The organism is Micromonospora sp. PTRAS2, from assembly GCF_054052245.1.
The window spans coordinates 165,954-182,761 of the sequence record NZ_JBSWBU010000001.1; the positions used below are offsets into that span (position 1 = coordinate 165,954).

15 protein-coding genes are annotated in these 16,808 nt (G+C 71.1%); 2 read left to right on the forward strand and 13 right to left on the reverse strand.

Features of this window, described 5'->3' with window-relative positions; all coding sequences use genetic code 11:
• The first annotated feature begins 67 nt into the window (after positions 1-67).
• Positions 68-805 carry a class I SAM-dependent methyltransferase gene (locus tag ACVMYR_RS00815; protein ID WP_077935909.1) on the forward strand — a complete coding sequence of 246 codons (738 nt, stop codon included), beginning with the start codon at positions 68-70 and terminating at the stop codon, positions 803-805.
• Here ACVMYR_RS00815 and ACVMYR_RS00820 read toward each other — a convergent pair.
• From ACVMYR_RS00820 to ACVMYR_RS00840, 5 genes are read right to left on the reverse strand one after another with little or no spacing between them, the layout of a single operon-like run.
• Positions 802-2,025: an ATP-grasp domain-containing protein gene (locus ACVMYR_RS00820; protein WP_457120868.1), complete on the reverse strand. Its 1,224-nt coding sequence runs from the start codon at positions 2,023-2,025 to the stop codon at positions 802-804. The two genes, ACVMYR_RS00815 and ACVMYR_RS00820, sit on opposite strands and share 4 nt — an antisense overlap.
• A complete protein-coding gene (locus ACVMYR_RS00825) occupies positions 2,022-2,819 on the reverse strand; it encodes an ABC transporter ATP-binding protein (protein ID WP_457120869.1) in 798 nt (265 codons plus the stop codon). The genes ACVMYR_RS00820 and ACVMYR_RS00825 overlap by 4 nt, the downstream gene beginning before the upstream one ends.
• Entirely contained in the window at positions 2,813-4,669 is a 1,857-nt protein-coding gene (locus tag ACVMYR_RS00830) for a dipeptide/oligopeptide/nickel ABC transporter permease/ATP-binding protein (RefSeq protein ID WP_457120870.1), read from the reverse strand. The genes ACVMYR_RS00825 and ACVMYR_RS00830 overlap by 7 nt, the downstream gene beginning before the upstream one ends.
• On the reverse strand, positions 4,666-5,625 hold the full coding sequence (locus ACVMYR_RS00835) for an ABC transporter permease (RefSeq protein ID WP_457120871.1): 960 nt from the start codon (positions 5,623-5,625) through the stop codon (positions 4,666-4,668). Before ACVMYR_RS00835 ends, ACVMYR_RS00830 begins: the two co-directional genes overlap by 4 nt.
• Before the next feature lie 2 nt (positions 5,626-5,627).
• Positions 5,628-7,142 carry an ABC transporter substrate-binding protein gene (locus tag ACVMYR_RS00840; RefSeq protein ID WP_457120872.1) on the reverse strand — a complete coding sequence of 505 codons (1,515 nt, stop codon included), beginning with the start codon at positions 7,140-7,142 and terminating at the stop codon, positions 5,628-5,630.
• Positions 7,143-7,440: 298 nt separating this feature from the next.
• Between ACVMYR_RS00840 and ACVMYR_RS00845 the strand changes: the two genes are divergently transcribed.
• Positions 7,441-8,550 carry a pyridoxal-phosphate dependent enzyme gene (locus ACVMYR_RS00845; protein ID WP_457120873.1) on the forward strand — a complete coding sequence of 370 codons (1,110 nt, stop codon included), beginning with the start codon at positions 7,441-7,443 and terminating at the stop codon, positions 8,548-8,550.
• Positions 8,551-8,830: 280 nt separating this feature from the next.
• Here ACVMYR_RS00845 and ACVMYR_RS00850 read toward each other — a convergent pair whose 3' ends face one another.
• The 8 genes from ACVMYR_RS00850 to ACVMYR_RS00885 all read right to left on the reverse strand — a co-directional run bounded on the left by ACVMYR_RS00850 (position 8,831) and on the right by ACVMYR_RS00885 (position 16,624).
• Entirely contained in the window at positions 8,831-9,436 is a 606-nt protein-coding gene (locus tag ACVMYR_RS00850; protein ID WP_431896558.1) for a TetR/AcrR family transcriptional regulator, read from the reverse strand.
• A gap of 76 nt (positions 9,437-9,512) precedes the next feature.
• Positions 9,513-10,337, reverse strand: a complete 825-nt coding sequence (locus ACVMYR_RS00855; protein WP_457120874.1) for an enoyl-CoA hydratase/isomerase family protein — start codon at positions 10,335-10,337, stop codon at positions 9,513-9,515.
• Between the two features lie 40 nt (positions 10,338-10,377).
• Positions 10,378-11,379: an NAD-dependent epimerase/dehydratase family protein gene (locus tag ACVMYR_RS00860; protein ID WP_457120875.1), complete on the reverse strand. Its 1,002-nt coding sequence runs from the start codon at positions 11,377-11,379 to the stop codon at positions 10,378-10,380.
• Positions 11,380-11,684: 305 nt separating this feature from the next.
• A complete protein-coding gene (locus ACVMYR_RS00865) occupies positions 11,685-12,860 on the reverse strand; it encodes a metallophosphoesterase (protein ID WP_457120876.1) in 1,176 nt (391 codons plus the stop codon).
• Positions 12,861-13,042: 182 nt separating this feature from the next.
• Positions 13,043-13,411 carry an MmcQ/YjbR family DNA-binding protein gene (locus ACVMYR_RS00870; RefSeq protein WP_077935898.1) on the reverse strand — a complete coding sequence of 123 codons (369 nt, stop codon included), beginning with the start codon at positions 13,409-13,411 and terminating at the stop codon, positions 13,043-13,045.
• Between the two features lie 87 nt (positions 13,412-13,498).
• The gene (locus ACVMYR_RS00875; protein WP_457120877.1) at positions 13,499-14,764 is read right to left on the reverse strand and encodes a glycosyltransferase family 4 protein; all 1,266 of its coding nucleotides are present in this window, start codon (positions 14,762-14,764) and stop codon (positions 13,499-13,501) included.
• Between the two features lie 47 nt (positions 14,765-14,811).
• The gene (locus ACVMYR_RS00880) at positions 14,812-15,585 is read right to left on the reverse strand and encodes a phytanoyl-CoA dioxygenase family protein (RefSeq protein WP_457120878.1); all 774 of its coding nucleotides are present in this window, start codon (positions 15,583-15,585) and stop codon (positions 14,812-14,814) included.
• Between the two features lie 226 nt (positions 15,586-15,811).
• The gene (locus ACVMYR_RS00885; RefSeq protein ID WP_457120879.1) at positions 15,812-16,624 is read right to left on the reverse strand and encodes a hypothetical protein; all 813 of its coding nucleotides are present in this window, start codon (positions 16,622-16,624) and stop codon (positions 15,812-15,814) included.
• Between the last annotated feature and the right edge of the window lie 184 nt (positions 16,625-16,808).

Here is a 16,808-nt window from a genome sequence, read left to right on the forward strand (position 1 = left end):
GAACCAGCGCAGGCCCGGCGACGACTATCAGACGCGGCGGACATCAACGGCGGCGGATGGAGTGGTGATGGAGTGGTTCGAGGACGAGGCGTTGTGGACCGGGTTCGCGGAGGTGATGTTCTCCGCCGGGCGTGCCGCCGAGGCCGAGGCGCGGGTGTCGACGTCTCCGCTGCTGCGCCTGCCGGCCGGGGCCGCCGTGCTGGATCTGGGGTGCGGGCCGGGGACGTACACGATTCCGCTGGCCCGCCGGGGCGCGGCGGTCACCGGCGTGGACCTCAGCGCGGCGCTGCTCGACCGGGCCGCGACGGCCGCGTCCGCCGCCGGTGTCGGCATCCGGCTCGTCCGGGCCGACATGCGTGAGTTCGTCGAGCCGGACCGGTACGACCTCGCGATCAGCATGTACACGTCGTTCGGGTTGTTCGCCGACCACGACCAGAACATGCGGGTGCTGCGCAACGTGCTGACCAGCCTCAAGCCCGGTGGTCGGGCGCTCATCGACCTGTACGGCAAGGAGATCGCGGCCCGCGACGGCCTCGCCCCGAAGATCGTCGACGTCGACGGTGGCACGCTCGTCGTGCGCGGCACGGTCCTCGCCGGCTGGACCCGGTTCCGGGACGACTTCCTCCTGGTCCGGGGCGGTCAGGCGCGCACGGCCGTCGTCGAGCACGCGCTCTACAGCGCCGCCGAGCTCAAGGGGATGCTCCGCGAGGCGGGCTTCGCCGACGTGGACTGCTTCGGCGGCTTCGACGGGGAGCCGTACGACAACCACGCCCGGCGGCTGATCGTGCGCGGCCGACGCGGCTAGCACGACTGGCGGGTGCGGACGTGGACCGCGCCCGCCGCGGCGACGGCACGGTGCGTGGCGATCTCGGCGGTCGGTCCTTCGGCGAGCACGATGCCGGCGTAGCCACGCCCGTCGGCGACGTGCGCGATGCGGGCACCGAGGGCTTTGGTCGGATACCAGCGCGGTTGTCCCGGATAGCGGTGCAGGTCGTCGGTCCCGTGCACGGCGACGAGTTCACCGGCCTGCTGCGGGTAGGCCAGGACGAACGCCACCGCGGGGCCTCCAGGCAGGGCCGCGTCGAGCAGGCGGGGGCGGCGGCCGAGCGCGAGGTCGACGAGGCCGGCGTAGACGTTGACGCCGAGCGCGCGGCACATCGCCTCGCCGACCAGCGCGCCGCCGATGCGGGGGTTCACCTCGATCAGCTGCGGCCCGTCGATGGTCATGGCGATCTCGATGTGCGCGAACCGGTCGGTGTAACCGAGGGCCGCCAGCACCGTGCCAGCCCACGCCTCGATCTCGCGGAGCTCGTCGGGTGGCAGTGCCACGGGGAACGCGGTCACGTCCTCCCGGAACCACGGCTGGGCCGACATGAGCCGGCTCGACAGTCCCAGCAGCCTGGTCTGCCCGGCCCAGGTCACGGTCTCGGCGCTGTAGACGGGCCCGGGCAGGAACGGCTCGGCGAACAGGCTCCCGAACAGCGCCGTGTCCGCGGCCTCGCGGCGGAGGCGGGCGAGGTCGTCGGCGTCGCGGACGAGCCACACGTTCGCGCTGCTGGTGCCGGCGGTGTCCTTGACGACAGCGGGCATCCCGACCGCCGAGGCGAGCCGGTCGAGGCTCACCGTGGCCACGTCGTCCACGGGGAAGGGCACGACCCGGCTCAGGCCGCTGCGGTGCAGCAGGTCGCGGACGCGCGCCTTGTCGCGGGCCAGCCGGATGACCGCCGGGTCGATGCCGGGCAGGCCCAATTCGGCGGCGAGTTCGGCGCCGGTCACTCCCCAGGTGTCCGTCGAGCTGATCAGGCCGCGCAGGTCGCCGATCGCGCGCAGGGCTCTGGTGACCTCCCGGCGGTCGTGCGTGTCGACCGGTATCACGTCGATCGTGCCCGGCGGCAGCGTGGCCAGCTCGTGGAGGTAGAGCGGCTCGACACCGGTCAGCAGCGCCAGCCGCTCACCGCAGGAGTGGGCGGCCCTGGCGAGGTGGGCGAGGCCGAAGGAGAGCATCTCGATGCACGCGATGGTCACGATGGATAGGTCGGGCGGGTGGGGCCCAGGGTTCCCATCGATCGACACCCATCGTTGATTCCGAGCGCGAGCAGGGTCTTTGTGTACGGATGTGCGGGCTGGTCGGTGACCTGCCCGGTCGGGCCCTGCTCGACGATCCGACCGCCCCTCATGACCGCGATCCGGTCGGCGAGCTGCGCGACGACCGCGAGGTCGTGGGTGATGAACAGGCAACCGAACTCAAGCTGGTCCCGCAGGTCGCAGAGCAGGTTGAGGACCTTCGCCTGCACCGACACGTCGAGGGCGGTGACCGGCTCGTCGCAGATCAGCAGCCGCGGTTGCAGCGCCAGCGCGCGGGCGATCGCCACCCGCTGCTGCTGCCCTCCGGAGAGTTGCCCGGGTCGGCGGTCACCCAGCGCGGGATCGAGCCCGACGAGGTCCAGCAGCTCGTCCACGCGCGCGGACCGGGACCGCGCGTCACCGATCCGGTGGATCTGCAGCGGCTCGGTGATCGCCTGCCGGATCGTCTGCCGAGGGCTGAGCGTCAGGAAGGGATCCTGGAACACCATCTGGATCTGACGACGGTGCGCCCGCAACGCCCGGCCCCGCAACGCGTGCACGTCGACGCCCGCGAGGTGAACCGTCCCGGTGCGGGGGCGGTGCAGGCCGGTGACGACCCGCGCCAGCGTCGTCTTGCCGCAGCCGGACTCGCCGACCAGCCCGACGATCTCACCGGCCGCCACCCGCAGCGTGACGTCCTCGACCACCATCCCGACGGCACCGTAGCCGGCGCTCACCCGATCGACTGCTAGCACGAGCCCTCCCTGGTCGGCGGGTGCAGGCACGCCGACCGGTGCGCGGTCGCCGGAAGCAGCGGTTGCAGGGCCGGGGGCTCGTGGTCGCAGCTGTCCTGGCGTAGCGGGCACCGGGGCGCGAAGCCGCAGCCGGCGAGGTCGTCCGGGCCGCCTCCGGCGAGGCCCGGCATGGTGCGGAACCGGGTGCCCGGCGCCGTCCTGGGACGGGGCACGGCGTCCAGCAGCCCGCGCGTGTAGGGATGGTCCGGCTCGTCGATCAGGTCAGTGGCCGGGCCCGATTCCACGATCCGGCCGCCGTACACGACGGCCACGGTGTCGGCGACCCGCGACACCACCGCCAGGTCGTGACTGACGATGATCATCGCCATGCCCAGCTCGTCGCGCAGCCGCGCGAGCAGGTCGAGCAGCTGCGCCTGCACGGTCGCGTCGAGGGCGGACGTCGGCTCGTCGGCGACCAGCAGCTCCGGCTCACCGGCGAGCGCGATGGCGATCTGCGCCCGCTGACGCATGCCGCCGGACAGCTGGTGCGGGAACTGGCGGGCGACAGCCACCGGATCCGGCAGACCGGCCAGGCGCAGCAGTTCCCCGCTGACCCGGCGGGTCGCGGCCCGCCGTCCGCCCCGGCCGGCATTGCGGACGGCCTCGTCGACGTGCGCGCCGATGGTCCGCAACGGGTTGAGGAACGCGCCGCTGTCCTGGAAGACCACGCCGACCCTGCGGCCGTTGATCCGGCGCCGCTCGCCCGGGGCGAGACCGATCAGCTCGTGGGTGTCCAGCAGCGCGGAGCCGGTCACCGCCGCGCTCGGGTCGAGCAGCCCGAACGGCGCGAGAGCGGCCGTGGTCTTGCCGCTGCCGGTCTCGCCGACGAACGCGAGCACCTGCCCGCGCCGCACCTCGTAGGACATCCCGGCGACGACGCGCCGGGAAGCGCTGCCGTCGGGATACGCGACGGACAGGTCCCGCACCCGCAGCACGGTGCCCGGATCGGGGGACGGCACCGACCGGGTGGCGCGGCGGATCCGTCCCGGGCGGACCAGGCGGATGATCGACGGTCGTTCCGCACCGGCCGCGAGCCGTTCGCCGAGCAGGTTGCTGGCGAACACCACGGCCGTGATCGCGACACCGGGCGGGTAGGCCAGCCACCACGCGGAGGCCAGGAACGGCCGCCCCTCGATGAGCATCTGGCCCCACTCCGCGTACGGCGGGGCGACCCCGAGGCCGAGGAAACTCAGCGTGGCGACGGCGAGCACGACGGTGCCGACGTCGGTGCTGGCGTAGACCAGGCAGGGCGCGAGCGCCAACGGCAGCAGGTGCCGGCCGACGATCCGGCCGTGACCGGCGCCGAGCAGGCGCAGGGCGTCCAGGTGCGGGCTACCGCGCAGGCTGGCGACGCGGGCCCGCGCGATCCGGGCGTACGGCGCCCACGACCACAGCGCGAGCGCGAGGATCAGGTTGTCCACGCCGGGGCCGCGTACTCCGATCACCGCGAGCGCCACCAGCATCCCCGGCAGTGACACGACCACGTCGATCACCCGGGAGACCACGCGGTCGACCCATCCGCCCGCGTAGCCGGCCACGGTGCCGACGACCGCACCGGCGGTCAGTGAGATGGCCAGCACCGCCGCCGTGATCGCCAGGGAGATCTGCGCGCCGTAGAGCAGCCGGCTGAGCTGGTCGCGGCCGAGCTGGTCGGTGCCGAGAAGGTGCTCGGCAGACGGCGACGCCAGACCGGCCGCGAGGTCGTTGGCGGTGGGGTCTGCCGGGGCGATCAGCGGCGCCAGCAGTCCCGCCACCGCGAACACGACCAGCGGCACCGCGACCAGCGTCGTCCGCGCCCTGCCGCGGTTCACGACGAGCTCCGGCGGGCGCGTGGGTCGATGAGGCCGTGCAGGACGTCGGCGCACCGGTTGGCCAGGATGAACCCGCCGCCCATGACGAGCACGGCGGCCTGCAGCGCCGGCACGTCCCGCGCCCCGGCCGCCTGCACGAAGTAGGCCCCGAGGCCGGGCCAGCCGAAGATCTTCTCCACCACGACGGTGGCGACCAGGAGGCTGCCGATGCCGAACCCCGCCACGGACAGGATCGGCCCGGCCGCGTTGGGCAGGCCGTCCCGGAGCACGATCGACAGCGGGCTGCTCCCCCGCGCCTGCGCCGCGCGCACGTACGGCCGGTCCAACGCCTCGCGCAGCGTGACCGCGACGACCCGGCTGAGCACACCGGCCGCCGGCAGGCCGAGCACCGCCATCGGCATGAGCCACGTCCGCGGGCCCGCCATTCCCGACGTCGGTACCAGGTGCAGACGCAGCGCCAGGAACAGCACCAGCAGGTAGCTCAGCCAGAACGCCGGCACCGACGTGACCAGCAGCGCGCCGATTCGTAGGGCACCACGCAGCGGCCCTCGCGGCAGCACCGCCCCGGCGACGCCGACCGCCAACCCGACCACGAGCGCCACCGTCGCCGAGCCGGCGACCAGCCCGAGCGTGACCCCCAGCCGGTCGGCGACCTCGGGTCCCACCGGGGTGTTCGTCCGCAGCGACAGCCCGAAGTCGCCGGTGCACGCGTCAGCGAGCCACCTCAGGTACCGCACCGGGGCGGGGTCGTCGAGGCCGAGCTCGACGCGGACCGCCTCGATCTGCTCGGGCGTGGCCGGTCGTCCGGCCCGGGTCGCCGCGAGCACCGCCGCCGGGTCGCCACGGGCGAGCAGGACCAGCGCGAACGTGCCGACCGACATGGCCAGCAGCACCCCGACGGTGTCGGCGGCCCAACGCGCGACGTACCCACCGGCGGCGACCAGGCGATCGGGCACCCTCACTCGACGGTGACTCCGGTCAGCTCCAGGTCGACGTCGGTGGGCGGCACCGCGAAGCCCTTGACGGCGTCCCGGACGGCCCACAGACGCGGCCGGTAGACCAGCGGCACGAAGCCCGCGTCGGCGGCCACCGCGTCGTAGAGCGCCTGGTATGCCGCGCTGCGGGCGGCCGGAGTGGTGGCGTAGAGCGCCTTGTCGACCAGGTCCTCGGTGGCCGGGGTCGCCCACAGCGGGGCCCGGGCGCCGGAGGTGAACAGCGAGACGATCGACCCGGACGGGTCGTACGGCGCGCCGAGCCCCTCGAAGAACGTGATGTCGTACGCGCCCTCGGCCCGCTCGTCGTAGTAGGCGGCGGAGTCGACCGGGGCGATCTCGACCGTGATACCGACCTCCTTGAGCGACGCGGCGATCGCGGCGGCCATGGCGCGCGGGTCGAGCTGCCCCTCGGCCGGTGCGGCGGGGATGAGCATCTTGAGAGAGAGCTTCTTGCCGTCCTTGACGCGGGCGTCGCCGCTGGGCGTGTAGCCGGCCGCGTCGAGCGTGCGGCGGGCGGCGTCCTGGTCGACGACGACCGGCAGGTCGGTGCCGGAGTCGGGGACGCCCGGCGGGAACACCCGCCGGGCCGGCTCGCCGTAGCCCAGCAGCAGCGCCTTCGCCAGGGCGGCGGTGTCGACCGCCTGCCGGACCGCCTCGCGGACGGCCCGGTCACCGGCCGGGCCCTTCGCGTTGAACCCGAGGATGACCGAGACGTCGGGCGCGCCGGTGAGCAGTGCGACGTCGGCGCGGTCCGTCAGCGACCGGGCCTCCACCGGCGTGATCGGGGCCAGGTACGAGCCACCGATGAGGTCGAGCTCGCCGTTGCCGAGCGCGTCGATGCGGGCCTGCGAGTCGGGGATGACCTTGAACTCGAGCTTCTCCAGCTTCGGCTTCGTCCCCCAGTAGGCGTCGTTGCGGGCCAGCGTGACGCCGGTGGCCGACTGGGATTCCACCGTCCAGGGCCCGGTGCCGACCGGTTTCTGGAACTCGCCGCTCGCGGTCGCGGACTTCGGGCTGAGCAGCCGCACCGGCCGCACGATCGACAGCTCCTGCAACAGCGGCTCGTACGGCTCGGACAGCGTCAGCCGCACGGTGTCCGCGTCCGGGGTGTCCACGGCCGAGATGATCTGCGAGGCGCGGAAGAACGTGAACTTCTTGTTCCCGACCCACCGGTCGAAGTTCCACTTCACGGCGGCGGAGTCCAGTGGCGTCCCGTCGCTGAAGACCACCCCGTCGCGCAGGTCGAACGTGACCTGCTTACCGCCCTCGGCGACGGTCCACGACTGCGCGAGCCCCGGCTCCAGCTTGCCGCCCTCCGCGTAGGTGACCAACGGCTCGTAGATCGCGTCGAGCAGCAGGAAGTTGCCGGTGAACGCGTGCGGATCCAGCGCTCCGGACTCCGCGCTCAGGCCGATGCGCAGCACCGTGGAGCTGGCGCCGGCGGCACCGGCGTCGACGGTGCACGCACTGACCAACATGATCGACGCTACGAGAGGGGCGAGCGGGCGTAGTCGTGACACGGGCTCTCCTGGGCGGACGCTGACCAGACGGCTCGGCGGCGATTCGTCGGCCACCGCTGGAGTAGTCGGCGGCACAATGCCCCTGGTTCCCCCGAGATCGGTCAATTCGTCATTCGCGAAGATTCCCTGCGCACCGGAACCGGCACGGCCGTGGACGCGACCTGAACGAAGCGCTAGACATCGACCTAGATGACTGGCCTTGGATGCCCGCGCTCCGCCGCCCCCACCGGCGGCACAACACGAGGGACGACCACCCATGCCATTCACGGTCCCGCCCGAAGCCGTCACGACCGTCCACAGCCATGTCACCGACGCCCTCAGGACGCCACGCCTCATCCGCCTGTCGGACAACACCATGCTCGTCCGGTTCGAGACGCTGAAGATCTACGCCGCCCTCGGCGCCGTCCGGGCTTTGCTCGCCGACGGCACCGTACGGCCGGGAGACACCGTCGTCGACAGTTCGAGCGGCATCTACGCCCTGGCCCTGGCGATGGTCTGCCACCGCTACGACCTCCGCTGCCACATCGTCGCCTCGACCACCGTGACACCGACGATCCGGTCGCAGTTGGAAATCCTCGGCGCGACAGTTGACCAGATGCCAGCCGAGTCCGACCTGCGCCTCGATCAGGACCGCAGGGTCGCGCGAGTACGCCAACTGCTGCGCGCCCACCCCGAGATGCACTGGATGCGCCAGTACCACGACCCCAACCACTGCCTGGGATACGCGGAACTGGCCGACCTCGTGCGCATCGCGCTCGCCGGCAGACCCCTGACGGTAGTGGCCAGCGTCGGCACCGGCGCGTCGAGCGCCGGCCTGATCCAGCCGCTACGCCAGCACGACCCGTCGACCAAACTCATCGGGGTCCAGCCGTTCGGCAGCGTCAGCTTCGGCAGCGAGCGCTTCCAGGACCCTGAAGCCATCATCGCCGGCATCGGCAGCGCCATCCCCTTCGACAACGTCCGCCCCGACCTCTACGACCGGTTGCACTGGCTGACGTTCCACTACGCCATGGCCGGCACGGTCGACCTGATGCGGACGCACGCCGTCTTCGCTGGCCTGTCCACCGGAGCGGCCTTCCTGGCAGCAGCATGGGAGGCACAGCGCCACCCCGAACGCGAGCATCTCGTCATCGGCGCCGACACCGGGCACCGATACGTGGACCGGGTATTCGCCCGGCACGAGGAGGCCCTGGACCCGGCTCCGCTCAAACCCACCGAGATCGACGCCCTCGCAGACCTCGCATTCCCATGGTCGACCATGGACTGGGACCGGCGCGCCCACCCGGACCATGCACCACCCACCCGCACCGTTTCACGTCACTACCCGGAGATGTACCGAGCACCCGATCATGAACAGGGATGCTGAGGGGTCATCAGCCCGGCCGGCACGGACAGATCGCCGTCGTGCAGGACCTCGATCCAGGCGAGAGGGCCGTTGGCAACGACCAGGCCGAGCAGGCACACCACCAGCCCCGGGGTGCTGGTCGCCGAACTCGGCGGCGAACGCCTCGAAGCGGGCTTCGGCGGCGGCGCACTGTTGGTGCACCGCCTGCGGCCAGACCCGGAGCCTCATCCTCATCGATCTCCGGGCCCGCCGCACCCCCTCCGACCTGCAAGGTCAGCCTGAAGAAGGCTCAGCGATCGTGTCAGGAACCGCCCGCCGCTTCCGTGGCGCTTCCGCGGGTTTGAGCGGCGACCATGGTGACGAGGGTGTCGATCAGCTCTTCGGCGGTGGTGTGCCATTTTTCGCCTTCGAGCTGGCCGGTGAGTTCCATGCCGGCGATGCCGTCGGCGCTGGCGAGGAGTAGGGCGGCGTATCGGCGGGCGTGGTGTTCGCCGGTCACGGCGGCGACGACCTGGAGGGATTCGTCCTGCGTGGGCTGGGCAGCCCGGGCGAAGGCGGTGGGATCGCTGGCGGGGCTGCTGAACATCAGACGGTAGAGATGGGGTTGGCGGCGGGCGAGGTTGATGAAAGCGGCGAGGAGGGCCCGCAGCTTTGCGGCCGGCGTGAGGCTGGGGTCTCGGTGGATGGCGCCAATTCGTTGACCGAGTTCGTCCCAGGCATGGCTGCCGACCGCGATCATGAGGTGCTCTTTGTCCGGGAAATGCCGGTAGGGGGCTCCACGGGTGACCCCTGCGCGCGCTCCAACGGCACGGAGGGTCACGGCTTCGAGGCCGCCGCGGTCAAGCAGCTCGGCCGCCGCTTCGAGCAGGGCCTGGCGTGTCGCGGCGGCGGTTTCAGCCCGGATCATGCGTTCATCCTATGGCCGGGTCAGGCCGCCTTTGCCGACCGCAGGCGAGGGGGTGTGGCTACCGCCCCGGGGGTTGCTACGGCTGTTGGGCCAGCGACTCGAGGTGGTGGCCCAGGTTCCGTTCGAGGTCGTCGATCCCGATCCGGGCGATGAGTTTGCCGACGGCGCGCCCTCGAGCCTCGACGCCAGGTCCCGTGGTGGATCGGGCGGACTCGACGAACGACGCCAGCAGGTTCTCCTCCGGCGGCAGGGTGGAGCGGTTCACCTGGGTTTTGACCGCCGTGATGGCTTGTTTGTCGAAGCTGGCGATACGCCGGGCGACAGCGGTGACGAAGTCGTCGAGTTCGGCATCGGGGATCGCCCGGGTGACCCAGCCGTACTGTGCGGCGCGGTCCGCGTCGTAGTCCTGACCGGTCAGGAGCACCTCCAAGGCCCGGTCGCGGCCGAGGAGGTGTGTCAGTCGCTCGGTGCCGCCGGCGCCGGGGACCAGACCGAAGCCGACCTCGGGCTGGCAGAAGATCGCCTGTTCCCGGCTGGCGTAGCGCAGGTCGAAGGCGGCGGTGTACTCCGCGCCGCCGCCACGGGTGCGTCCCCGGATCGACGCGATGCTGACGAACGGTGCGGCAGCCAGGCGCATGCCGAGTTCGACGAACCCGGGCAGGGGCCCGCTGCCGGCCATGTCCACGATGGCCGGGATCTGGTCGCTGTCGACGTGGTTGAAGAAGAACCCCGGCGTTGCACTGTCGAAGATGACGACGCTGACCTGTTCCTCGCCGCTCAGACGGTCGACGACGTCCGACAGTTCAGCCACGGTGTCCGCGCCGATCAGGTTGAACGGCGGACTGGCGAACGTGACTCGACGTACCTTCGTCGCCTGGTCGTCCACTGTGAACTGCCTCATGGAGGATCCTTCCGCTGGCCGGGTGGCGTAGGCGCGAGGTTCAGCGGCCCATGGTGTGGGAGTGCGCCATTTGCCGGAGTCCTTCTTCCACGGTGATCGCCGGCTGATAGCCCAGTCGAAGTCGCGCTCGGGTGATGTCGTAGACGCGGTCGCGGCCCATGAACGAGATGATCCAGGGGGTGAGCGGTGGTGCGGTGGCGCTGCGACGCGCCTTGGCAGCGGTCTGCATGAGCGTGGCCAGAGGTGAGGCCACTGCCCGGGAAACGCTGTTGGCCGCGCTGACGTCGACGCCGCGGGTGGCGAGCAGAGGCGTGAAGAAGTCGCGGGCGGGGCGGGGGCTGCCGTCGGTGACGTAGCAGATCAAGCCGTGATCCCCACGGTCGAGTGCCAGCGTGATGATGTGGGCGAGGTTGTCGACGTGGCAGAAGTCGACCCTGTGCCGCCCTCCGTCGATCCAGGAGAATCGGCCGGCTTCGACGGAGTCGATGAATCCCTGCAAGGTGTGGGTCATGCCCTGGCCCCACAGGAACGGCGGCCGGATGACGACCAGAGACGTGTTCCCGTGCGGCAGGGCAAGCAGTTCCTGCTCGGTGCGCAGCTTCACGCGGCTGTAGGCGATGTTCGCCCTGCCCGTGTCGGAGTTCTCGTCGACGGTGTGGTCGTGATTGGTGCCGGTGGAGACACTGGCCGCGGACACCAGGACGAATCGCTTGACCCGTGCCTCCACGGCGGCCTGGTAGAGGGCGCGGGTCGGCAGCAGGTTGCGGTCGACGAAAAGCTGGTCGGGTCCCCAGAAGGCCATGAAGGCCGCCGAGTGCACCACGGCGTCGACCTCGCCGAGAGTCTGTAGCCACGCGGGCCCGCTGCCGGACTTGACCAGGTCCAACAGGTCGCCGCCGACCGGGAGCCCGCCGGCCGATGTGATCGCGTCCGCGGCCGCCGCGGACCGCGCGAGCGCGTGCACCGTGTGCCCGTCGTTGACCAGCCGCCGGAGGATTGCTCCTCCGGCGAAGCCCGATCCGCCCGTGAGAAAGATATTCATCGACACTCCTCGACGATTGCGTGACGCCCACGGCATACGTGCGGATACCGGCTTCCGCAGGCCGAGGACCCCGGCCCTGCAAGATGACGGCGTCATCACAGCCAGCGTAGGCAATCGAGATGACACCGTCAACGCTCTGGGATGACTTTGTCATCATCGGGATAGCTCGGTGCCGACTCAGGCCTGCTCGGACGCCGACAACCCGTCGAGGAATCGACCAAGGGCGGAGGACTGGGGGCCGGGACAGCCAGCAGGGTTGACCGAGGCATCCCAGCCACGGTCAGGTGGGTGCCGGCCTGGTCGGGCTAACCCGCCCGGAGGGTGAGCAGGGTGATCTCGCTCGGCGCGAAGATCCGGAATGGCGGGCCCCAGAAGCCGGTCCCCCGGCTCGTGTAGAGCTGGGTCCGGCCGTGCCGGCTGAGGCCCTGCACGACCGGCTGGTCGAGCCGGACCAGGTAGTGGAACGGCCACATCTGGCCACCGTGGGTGTGCCCGGACAGTTGCAGATCCACGCCGGCCGCGACCGCGTCGCCGATCTGCTTCGGCTGGTGCGCCAGCAGCAGCACGGGCAGCTGCGGGTCGGTGCCGGCGAGCGCCGCCGCGTGGTCGGCCCGATGACCGGCGACGCCGGACGAGGCGGCGGTCACGTCGTCCACCCCGGCGACGACGAGCCGTGCGCCGCCCCGCTCCACCACGAGGTGCCGGTTGTGCAGTGGCTCCCAGCCGAGGGTCCGCATGTGGTCGACCCAGCCCTGCGCCTGGCCGTAGTACTCGTGGTTGCCTGTCACGTACACCCGGGCCAGCCGGGCCTGCACAGCGCCCAGCGGCGCCGCCTGTGCCCGGCGCTGGTCGACCGTGCCGTCGGCGATGTCGCCGGTGTGGCAGACGATGTCGGGGGCCAGGTCGTTGACCACGTCGATGGTGCGGGCGGACCAGCGGGCCCGGTCGATCGGGCCGTAGTGGGTGTCGGTCAGCAGCACCACCCGGACCCCGTCGAGACCGGCACCCAACCGGTCGATGGTGACGTCCACCCGCCGGACCCGGGGCACCCGCATCGCCTCGGCGTAGCCCCAGACAGCCAGGACGATCGAGACGGCCGCCGCGCCGACCGCCACGGCTCGGGACCGCACCGGATCGGCGACCCCTGCGGCGGCCAGCGGGAGCCGGGCCACGTTGCCGAGCAGCGCCCAGACGAAGAGGATCCAGACCAGGCCGAGGAGCGTGTCCCCCGCGCGGGCCGCCGCGTCCAGCCGCCGGCGGCCGTGCCCGAGAGACATCAGAACGGGGAACGCGACCACCGCGACGACGAACACCGCCGTGCCGGCGGCCACCACCGGCGCCGGCCACCGCGCCGCCACCGTCAACGTCCACCACGGCAGCCCGAACAGCAACGCCAGGACCGCGATCAGCGTCGCCCCGGACACCAGCGGTCGCAGCAGCCCTCGCGCCGGCCGCACCTGTACGGCATCGCCAGCAGCCATCGTCGTCCTCCCGTCGGGCTCCGTGCAGCATGACACGGTCCGGGCCGGATCGACCACGCGCGGAAAGCGGAACGGATCCAGCCCGTAGGTGATCGATCCGCGCCCCGGGGGCGCCTCGGCTCGGGTGCGGCATGCCCTCCCGAGCGGCGCTGCCCGGCGTCCGGGTGCCCCGCCCCGGGCGGTCACCCGCCCTGCGCGGTCTCCTGCAGTTCAGCGGGCGCCCGCATCCGCCACGCATCGGTGATCAGTTCGGCCAGCCGCTCGACCGACACCTCGGTGAGGCGCAACATCACCAAGGGAAAGCCGTCGTAGCCGGTCGCCGTGAAGAACAGGTCGGGCTCGCCGAGGAGCAGCGCCTGCTTCTCCGCCTCGTCGCCGACGTAGAGCACCGCGATGTCGGTGCGGATGACCCGTGGCTTCCCCGGCAGGCGTTCCGGATAGGACCAGACGAATCCCTTGTTCTCCACCCGGAAGTCGAAGCCGTCGCTGTCGATCTCCACCACGTGGGGCAGCGCGAGCGCCAGACGGCGCACGTCGTCGGCATCAGCCATCCGCAGAGGCTACAACGAGGCCTGATGACCCCCGTCCTTCCCCAAGGCATCCAACGCCGGCGATCCGGGTCGCCCGGTGCCGCGAGGTCACCTGTCGCCTCCGGTGTCGGCCGGACGTACCGCATCCACCGCCGCCACGGCGTCCAGGTCCGCGACAGGCCGGCGGGGCTGCCCTGCCGCGGCGAAGGTTTCCCGAGCCACCTGGTACTGCCGCAGGGTCGCCTCCGCAATACGGTCCCAGGAGTAGGCCGTCCGCGCGTGGGAGCCGGCTCGTTCGCCCAGGGTGCGGGCGCGGTGCGGATCCGCCAGCACCCAGCGGATCCATCCGGCCAGCGCGATGTGGTCCTCGGGCGGGGTGAGGATCCCGGTCTCCAGGTGGTCGATCTGCTCGGGGATCCCGCCGATCCGCGCGCCGATGACCACCTTGCCGACGGCCTGCGCCTCGCAGACTGCGATGGGGAAGGGATCGAACCTGCTCGGCACCAGCGCGATCTGCGCGTCCGCGTACAGCGTCTCCAGCCGGCTCCTGGCCACGTAGCCGAGGAAGGTGACCCGGTCGCGGACGCCGAGCGACCGCGCGAGACCTTCCAGTTGGGGCCGGGCCGGGCCGTCGCCCGCGACCACGAGACGGACGGGAAGATCGCGCAGCAGGCTCAACGCCGCGATCGACAGGTCACAGCCCTTCTGGTGGACCAGTCGTCCCACCTGGAGAAGTTCGACCTGCGGGGGGCGCGGCCCACCGCGCGACGACGCCGGGGCGTCCCGGGCGGTGTCGTGGAACTCCGTGCCGTTGGGGATGACCACGAGGTTCTCGACCGCCCGGCCGACGGACGTACGGACCCCCCGCGCGAGGGACTGGCTGACCGCGATGATGACGGTGCTGCGCTCCACCCCCCACCGTTCGAGCCGTTGTTCGTAGTCGAGCATGACCCGGTCGGAGGTGTCCTCGTCGAGGTGGGTGCCGCCCGCCGAACGGTCGTAGTGCTTCGTCATGACCAGCGGGAGATCCCACAGGTCTGCGACGGCACGTGCCGCCAGGACGGCTCGCGAGTCGTGGCAGTGGACCAGGTCGAAGCTGGCGGGCAGCTTCCCGGCGGCCGCCGCCATGCCCACGTTGCGGTGCAACATGCTCAACGTGGCTGACGCCTCACCGGGGAGGGACAGGATCTCCGCGCCCAGCGTCCCGCAGTAGTGGTCGTCACCGCCGCGGCCGCTCTCCGGTTTCGCCCCCGTCGTGATGACCGTCACCGAGACGCCCAGCCTGCGCAGAGCCCCGGCGAGGGCTGCGGCATGCACTCCGATGCCGCTGCGGGGCCGGGGAGGGTAGTCGCTGCTGATCATCAGTACACGCATGCCGTCAACCACCGGGGAAGGAGACGAGGGCTCTTGAGGGGGCGAAGCTAGTAGTGACCCAGCCGCTGGATGTCGTCCGACCGGGGATCGAGGCGCTTCCAGTCCGTCACGAACGACGGGGCGAAGCCCAGTGCGGTCAGGATCCGTTCGCCCCCGGACGCCTTCTGGAGCGAGCCGTGCAGCAGCGCCTCGTTGATCACCAGAGCGTCCCCGGCCCTCGCCCGGACGAATTCCAGCGACGGGAAGTTCTCCCTCGTGAGGGCCGCCCTCGGGTTGCCTGTCTCCGAGACCCACGCATTCGGCGAACCCGAGTCGCCGTCCGGAAACCAGGCGAAGTTGGCCTTGTGCGATCCCTGCAGGTAGCAGAAGGGTCCATCGTCGTCACTCAGGACGTCGCTCAGATAGATCAGAACCTTGACGAACATGCAGTAGAGCTTCCCGTCATGGAACGTGTGCATATAGCTCATGTTCCGTCGGGCGACCCGGTCCCCCGCGTAATGCAGAACCTCGCCGCTGCCGTTGTGGAGATAGAAGACGCTCTGCCGGGTGCGCCGCAGCGCATAGCTCTCGATGAGCCGGTACGGCTGGTTGACGAGCGGTTCGACCAGCGCTCGCACCGCCTCACTGGCCGCCAACTCGGCGAAGTGGGCGCTGTTCCCCACCAGGTCTTCGACCTTCTCCTTCGCACCGTCGCCGAGTGCCGCCGTCGACGACAGGCGACGCACTTCGCCCCGGCACACCTCGACGGCGTCAGGGGAGAGGAACCCGGGTATCCGCAACAGCCCCATGGTGTCGAACAGGTACAGCTCGCGGGTGGACATGGGCTGCGTCTGCGACGGAGGGATGAGCATTGGGCCTCCTGAGGTCACGACCTCGGTACGGTCCACCCGGCATATCCGCCGCGCCGCTGGACAAGGGCCTCGTGGAACTCTGGGTGTGGTCCGGCGAGCCCGGACCAACTCCGAGCGTAGGAGGGGGCAAAGTCCGGACGGCGACACTGGCAGGTTCATGCCAGCCCGCCCGCGCAGCTCGGCGTGGACGCGAAGGCTAACCGGCGAACTCCCCCGGCACCGCCGCGCCCTCGTTCGGTCCACCGTCTCGACGCGTCCGGCCGAAGAGGAGGCCCTGAACAGCCGCCTCGTATCCCGCCTGGAAGCGGCTCTGCGCGCCGAGACGGGTCATCCACCGCGCCACGCTCCGGCGATAGGTGCGCAGGGACATGCCGACCCTGCGCGCGGCGGCCTCGTCCTTGAAACCGCTGACGAGCTGGTGCAACACCTCCCGGCTCAGCGACTCGGTGGACTCGTCGCCTGGGAACTCGGCGGGCAGGGCCAAGGCATGCGCGTGCATCGACCGAAGCATGAGCCCCAGGAAGGGAAGCTCCCGGCCGGCGAGGCCGCCACTGTCATACCCGCGCTGGTTCAGGGCGGACATCAGCAGTTTCCCATCCACCACGCTGAGTCGCGGCAACGGTTCCGAAGTCGTGAAGACGGATGCGCCGGAACGGACGAGCCGCCGGACCTCCCCGTCGATGGTCGTCTCACCGACCCGGCACTCGGCACTGACGTACGCCCTGACCCGAATGCCCGCCCGCGCCAGCCGGCACCCGGCGAGAACATCGAGCGCCGGGCCCGTTCGCTTCCACTCGACGGGCAACGCCAGCAGAAGTTCGTGCCTGCTGCCGGCAATGGCCCGGTAGACGACCTCGGGACCGACCATCCTCATTTCCAGTGAACCGATGACGTCGCCGAGAACGGACCCACCAGACGGCGAAGGAAGAAAAGCGACAGACCCGCCATCGTCGCGACGGCGATCTCTCGGAAGTGCGGAATCATTGATCAGATTGCCATCAGCGCGCACTTCTCCTCTTTTCATCCATGCCGCGACTCATCATGGATCCCACTGCGACCTCGACAACGGCGCTCAACGCGCCGAGCCGCGGATCAGCTTCATCGCCCAGCACCGACAGCCGGCCTGCGGCAAGCGTTCTCCCCGGCCACCCGCATAGCGGATACACCTTTGACGCAGTGACGAACACCGATCG

Bases quoted from the DNA above. Each gene is read 5' to 3' on its own strand.
- ACVMYR_RS00840 (WP_457120872.1), bottom strand. From the start codon at position 7,142: ATGTTGGTCAGTGCGTGCACCGTCGACGCCGGTGCCGCCGGCGCCAGC.
- ACVMYR_RS00865 (WP_457120876.1), bottom strand. From the start codon at position 12,860: ATGGCTGCTGGCGATGCCGTACAGGTGCGGCCGGCGCGAGGGCTGCTG.
- ACVMYR_RS00860 (WP_457120875.1), bottom strand. From the start codon at position 11,379: ATGAATATCTTTCTCACGGGCGGATCGGGCTTCGCCGGAGGAGCAATC.
- ACVMYR_RS00875 (WP_457120877.1), bottom strand. From the start codon at position 14,764: ATGCGTGTACTGATGATCAGCAGCGACTACCCTCCCCGGCCCCGCAGC.
- ACVMYR_RS00850 (WP_431896558.1), bottom strand. From the start codon at position 9,436: ATGATCCGGGCTGAAACCGCCGCCGCGACACGCCAGGCCCTGCTCGAA.
- ACVMYR_RS00870 (WP_077935898.1), bottom strand. From the start codon at position 13,411: ATGGCTGATGCCGACGACGTGCGCCGTCTGGCGCTCGCGCTGCCCCAC.
- ACVMYR_RS00855 (WP_457120874.1), bottom strand. From the start codon at position 10,337: ATGAGGCAGTTCACAGTGGACGACCAGGCGACGAAGGTACGTCGAGTC.
- ACVMYR_RS00815 (WP_077935909.1), top strand. From the start codon at position 68: ATGGAGTGGTTCGAGGACGAGGCGTTGTGGACCGGGTTCGCGGAGGTG.
- ACVMYR_RS00880 (WP_457120878.1), bottom strand. From the start codon at position 15,585: ATGTCCACCCGCGAGCTGTACCTGTTCGACACCATGGGGCTGTTGCGG.
- ACVMYR_RS00845 (WP_457120873.1), top strand. From the start codon at position 7,441: ATGCCATTCACGGTCCCGCCCGAAGCCGTCACGACCGTCCACAGCCAT.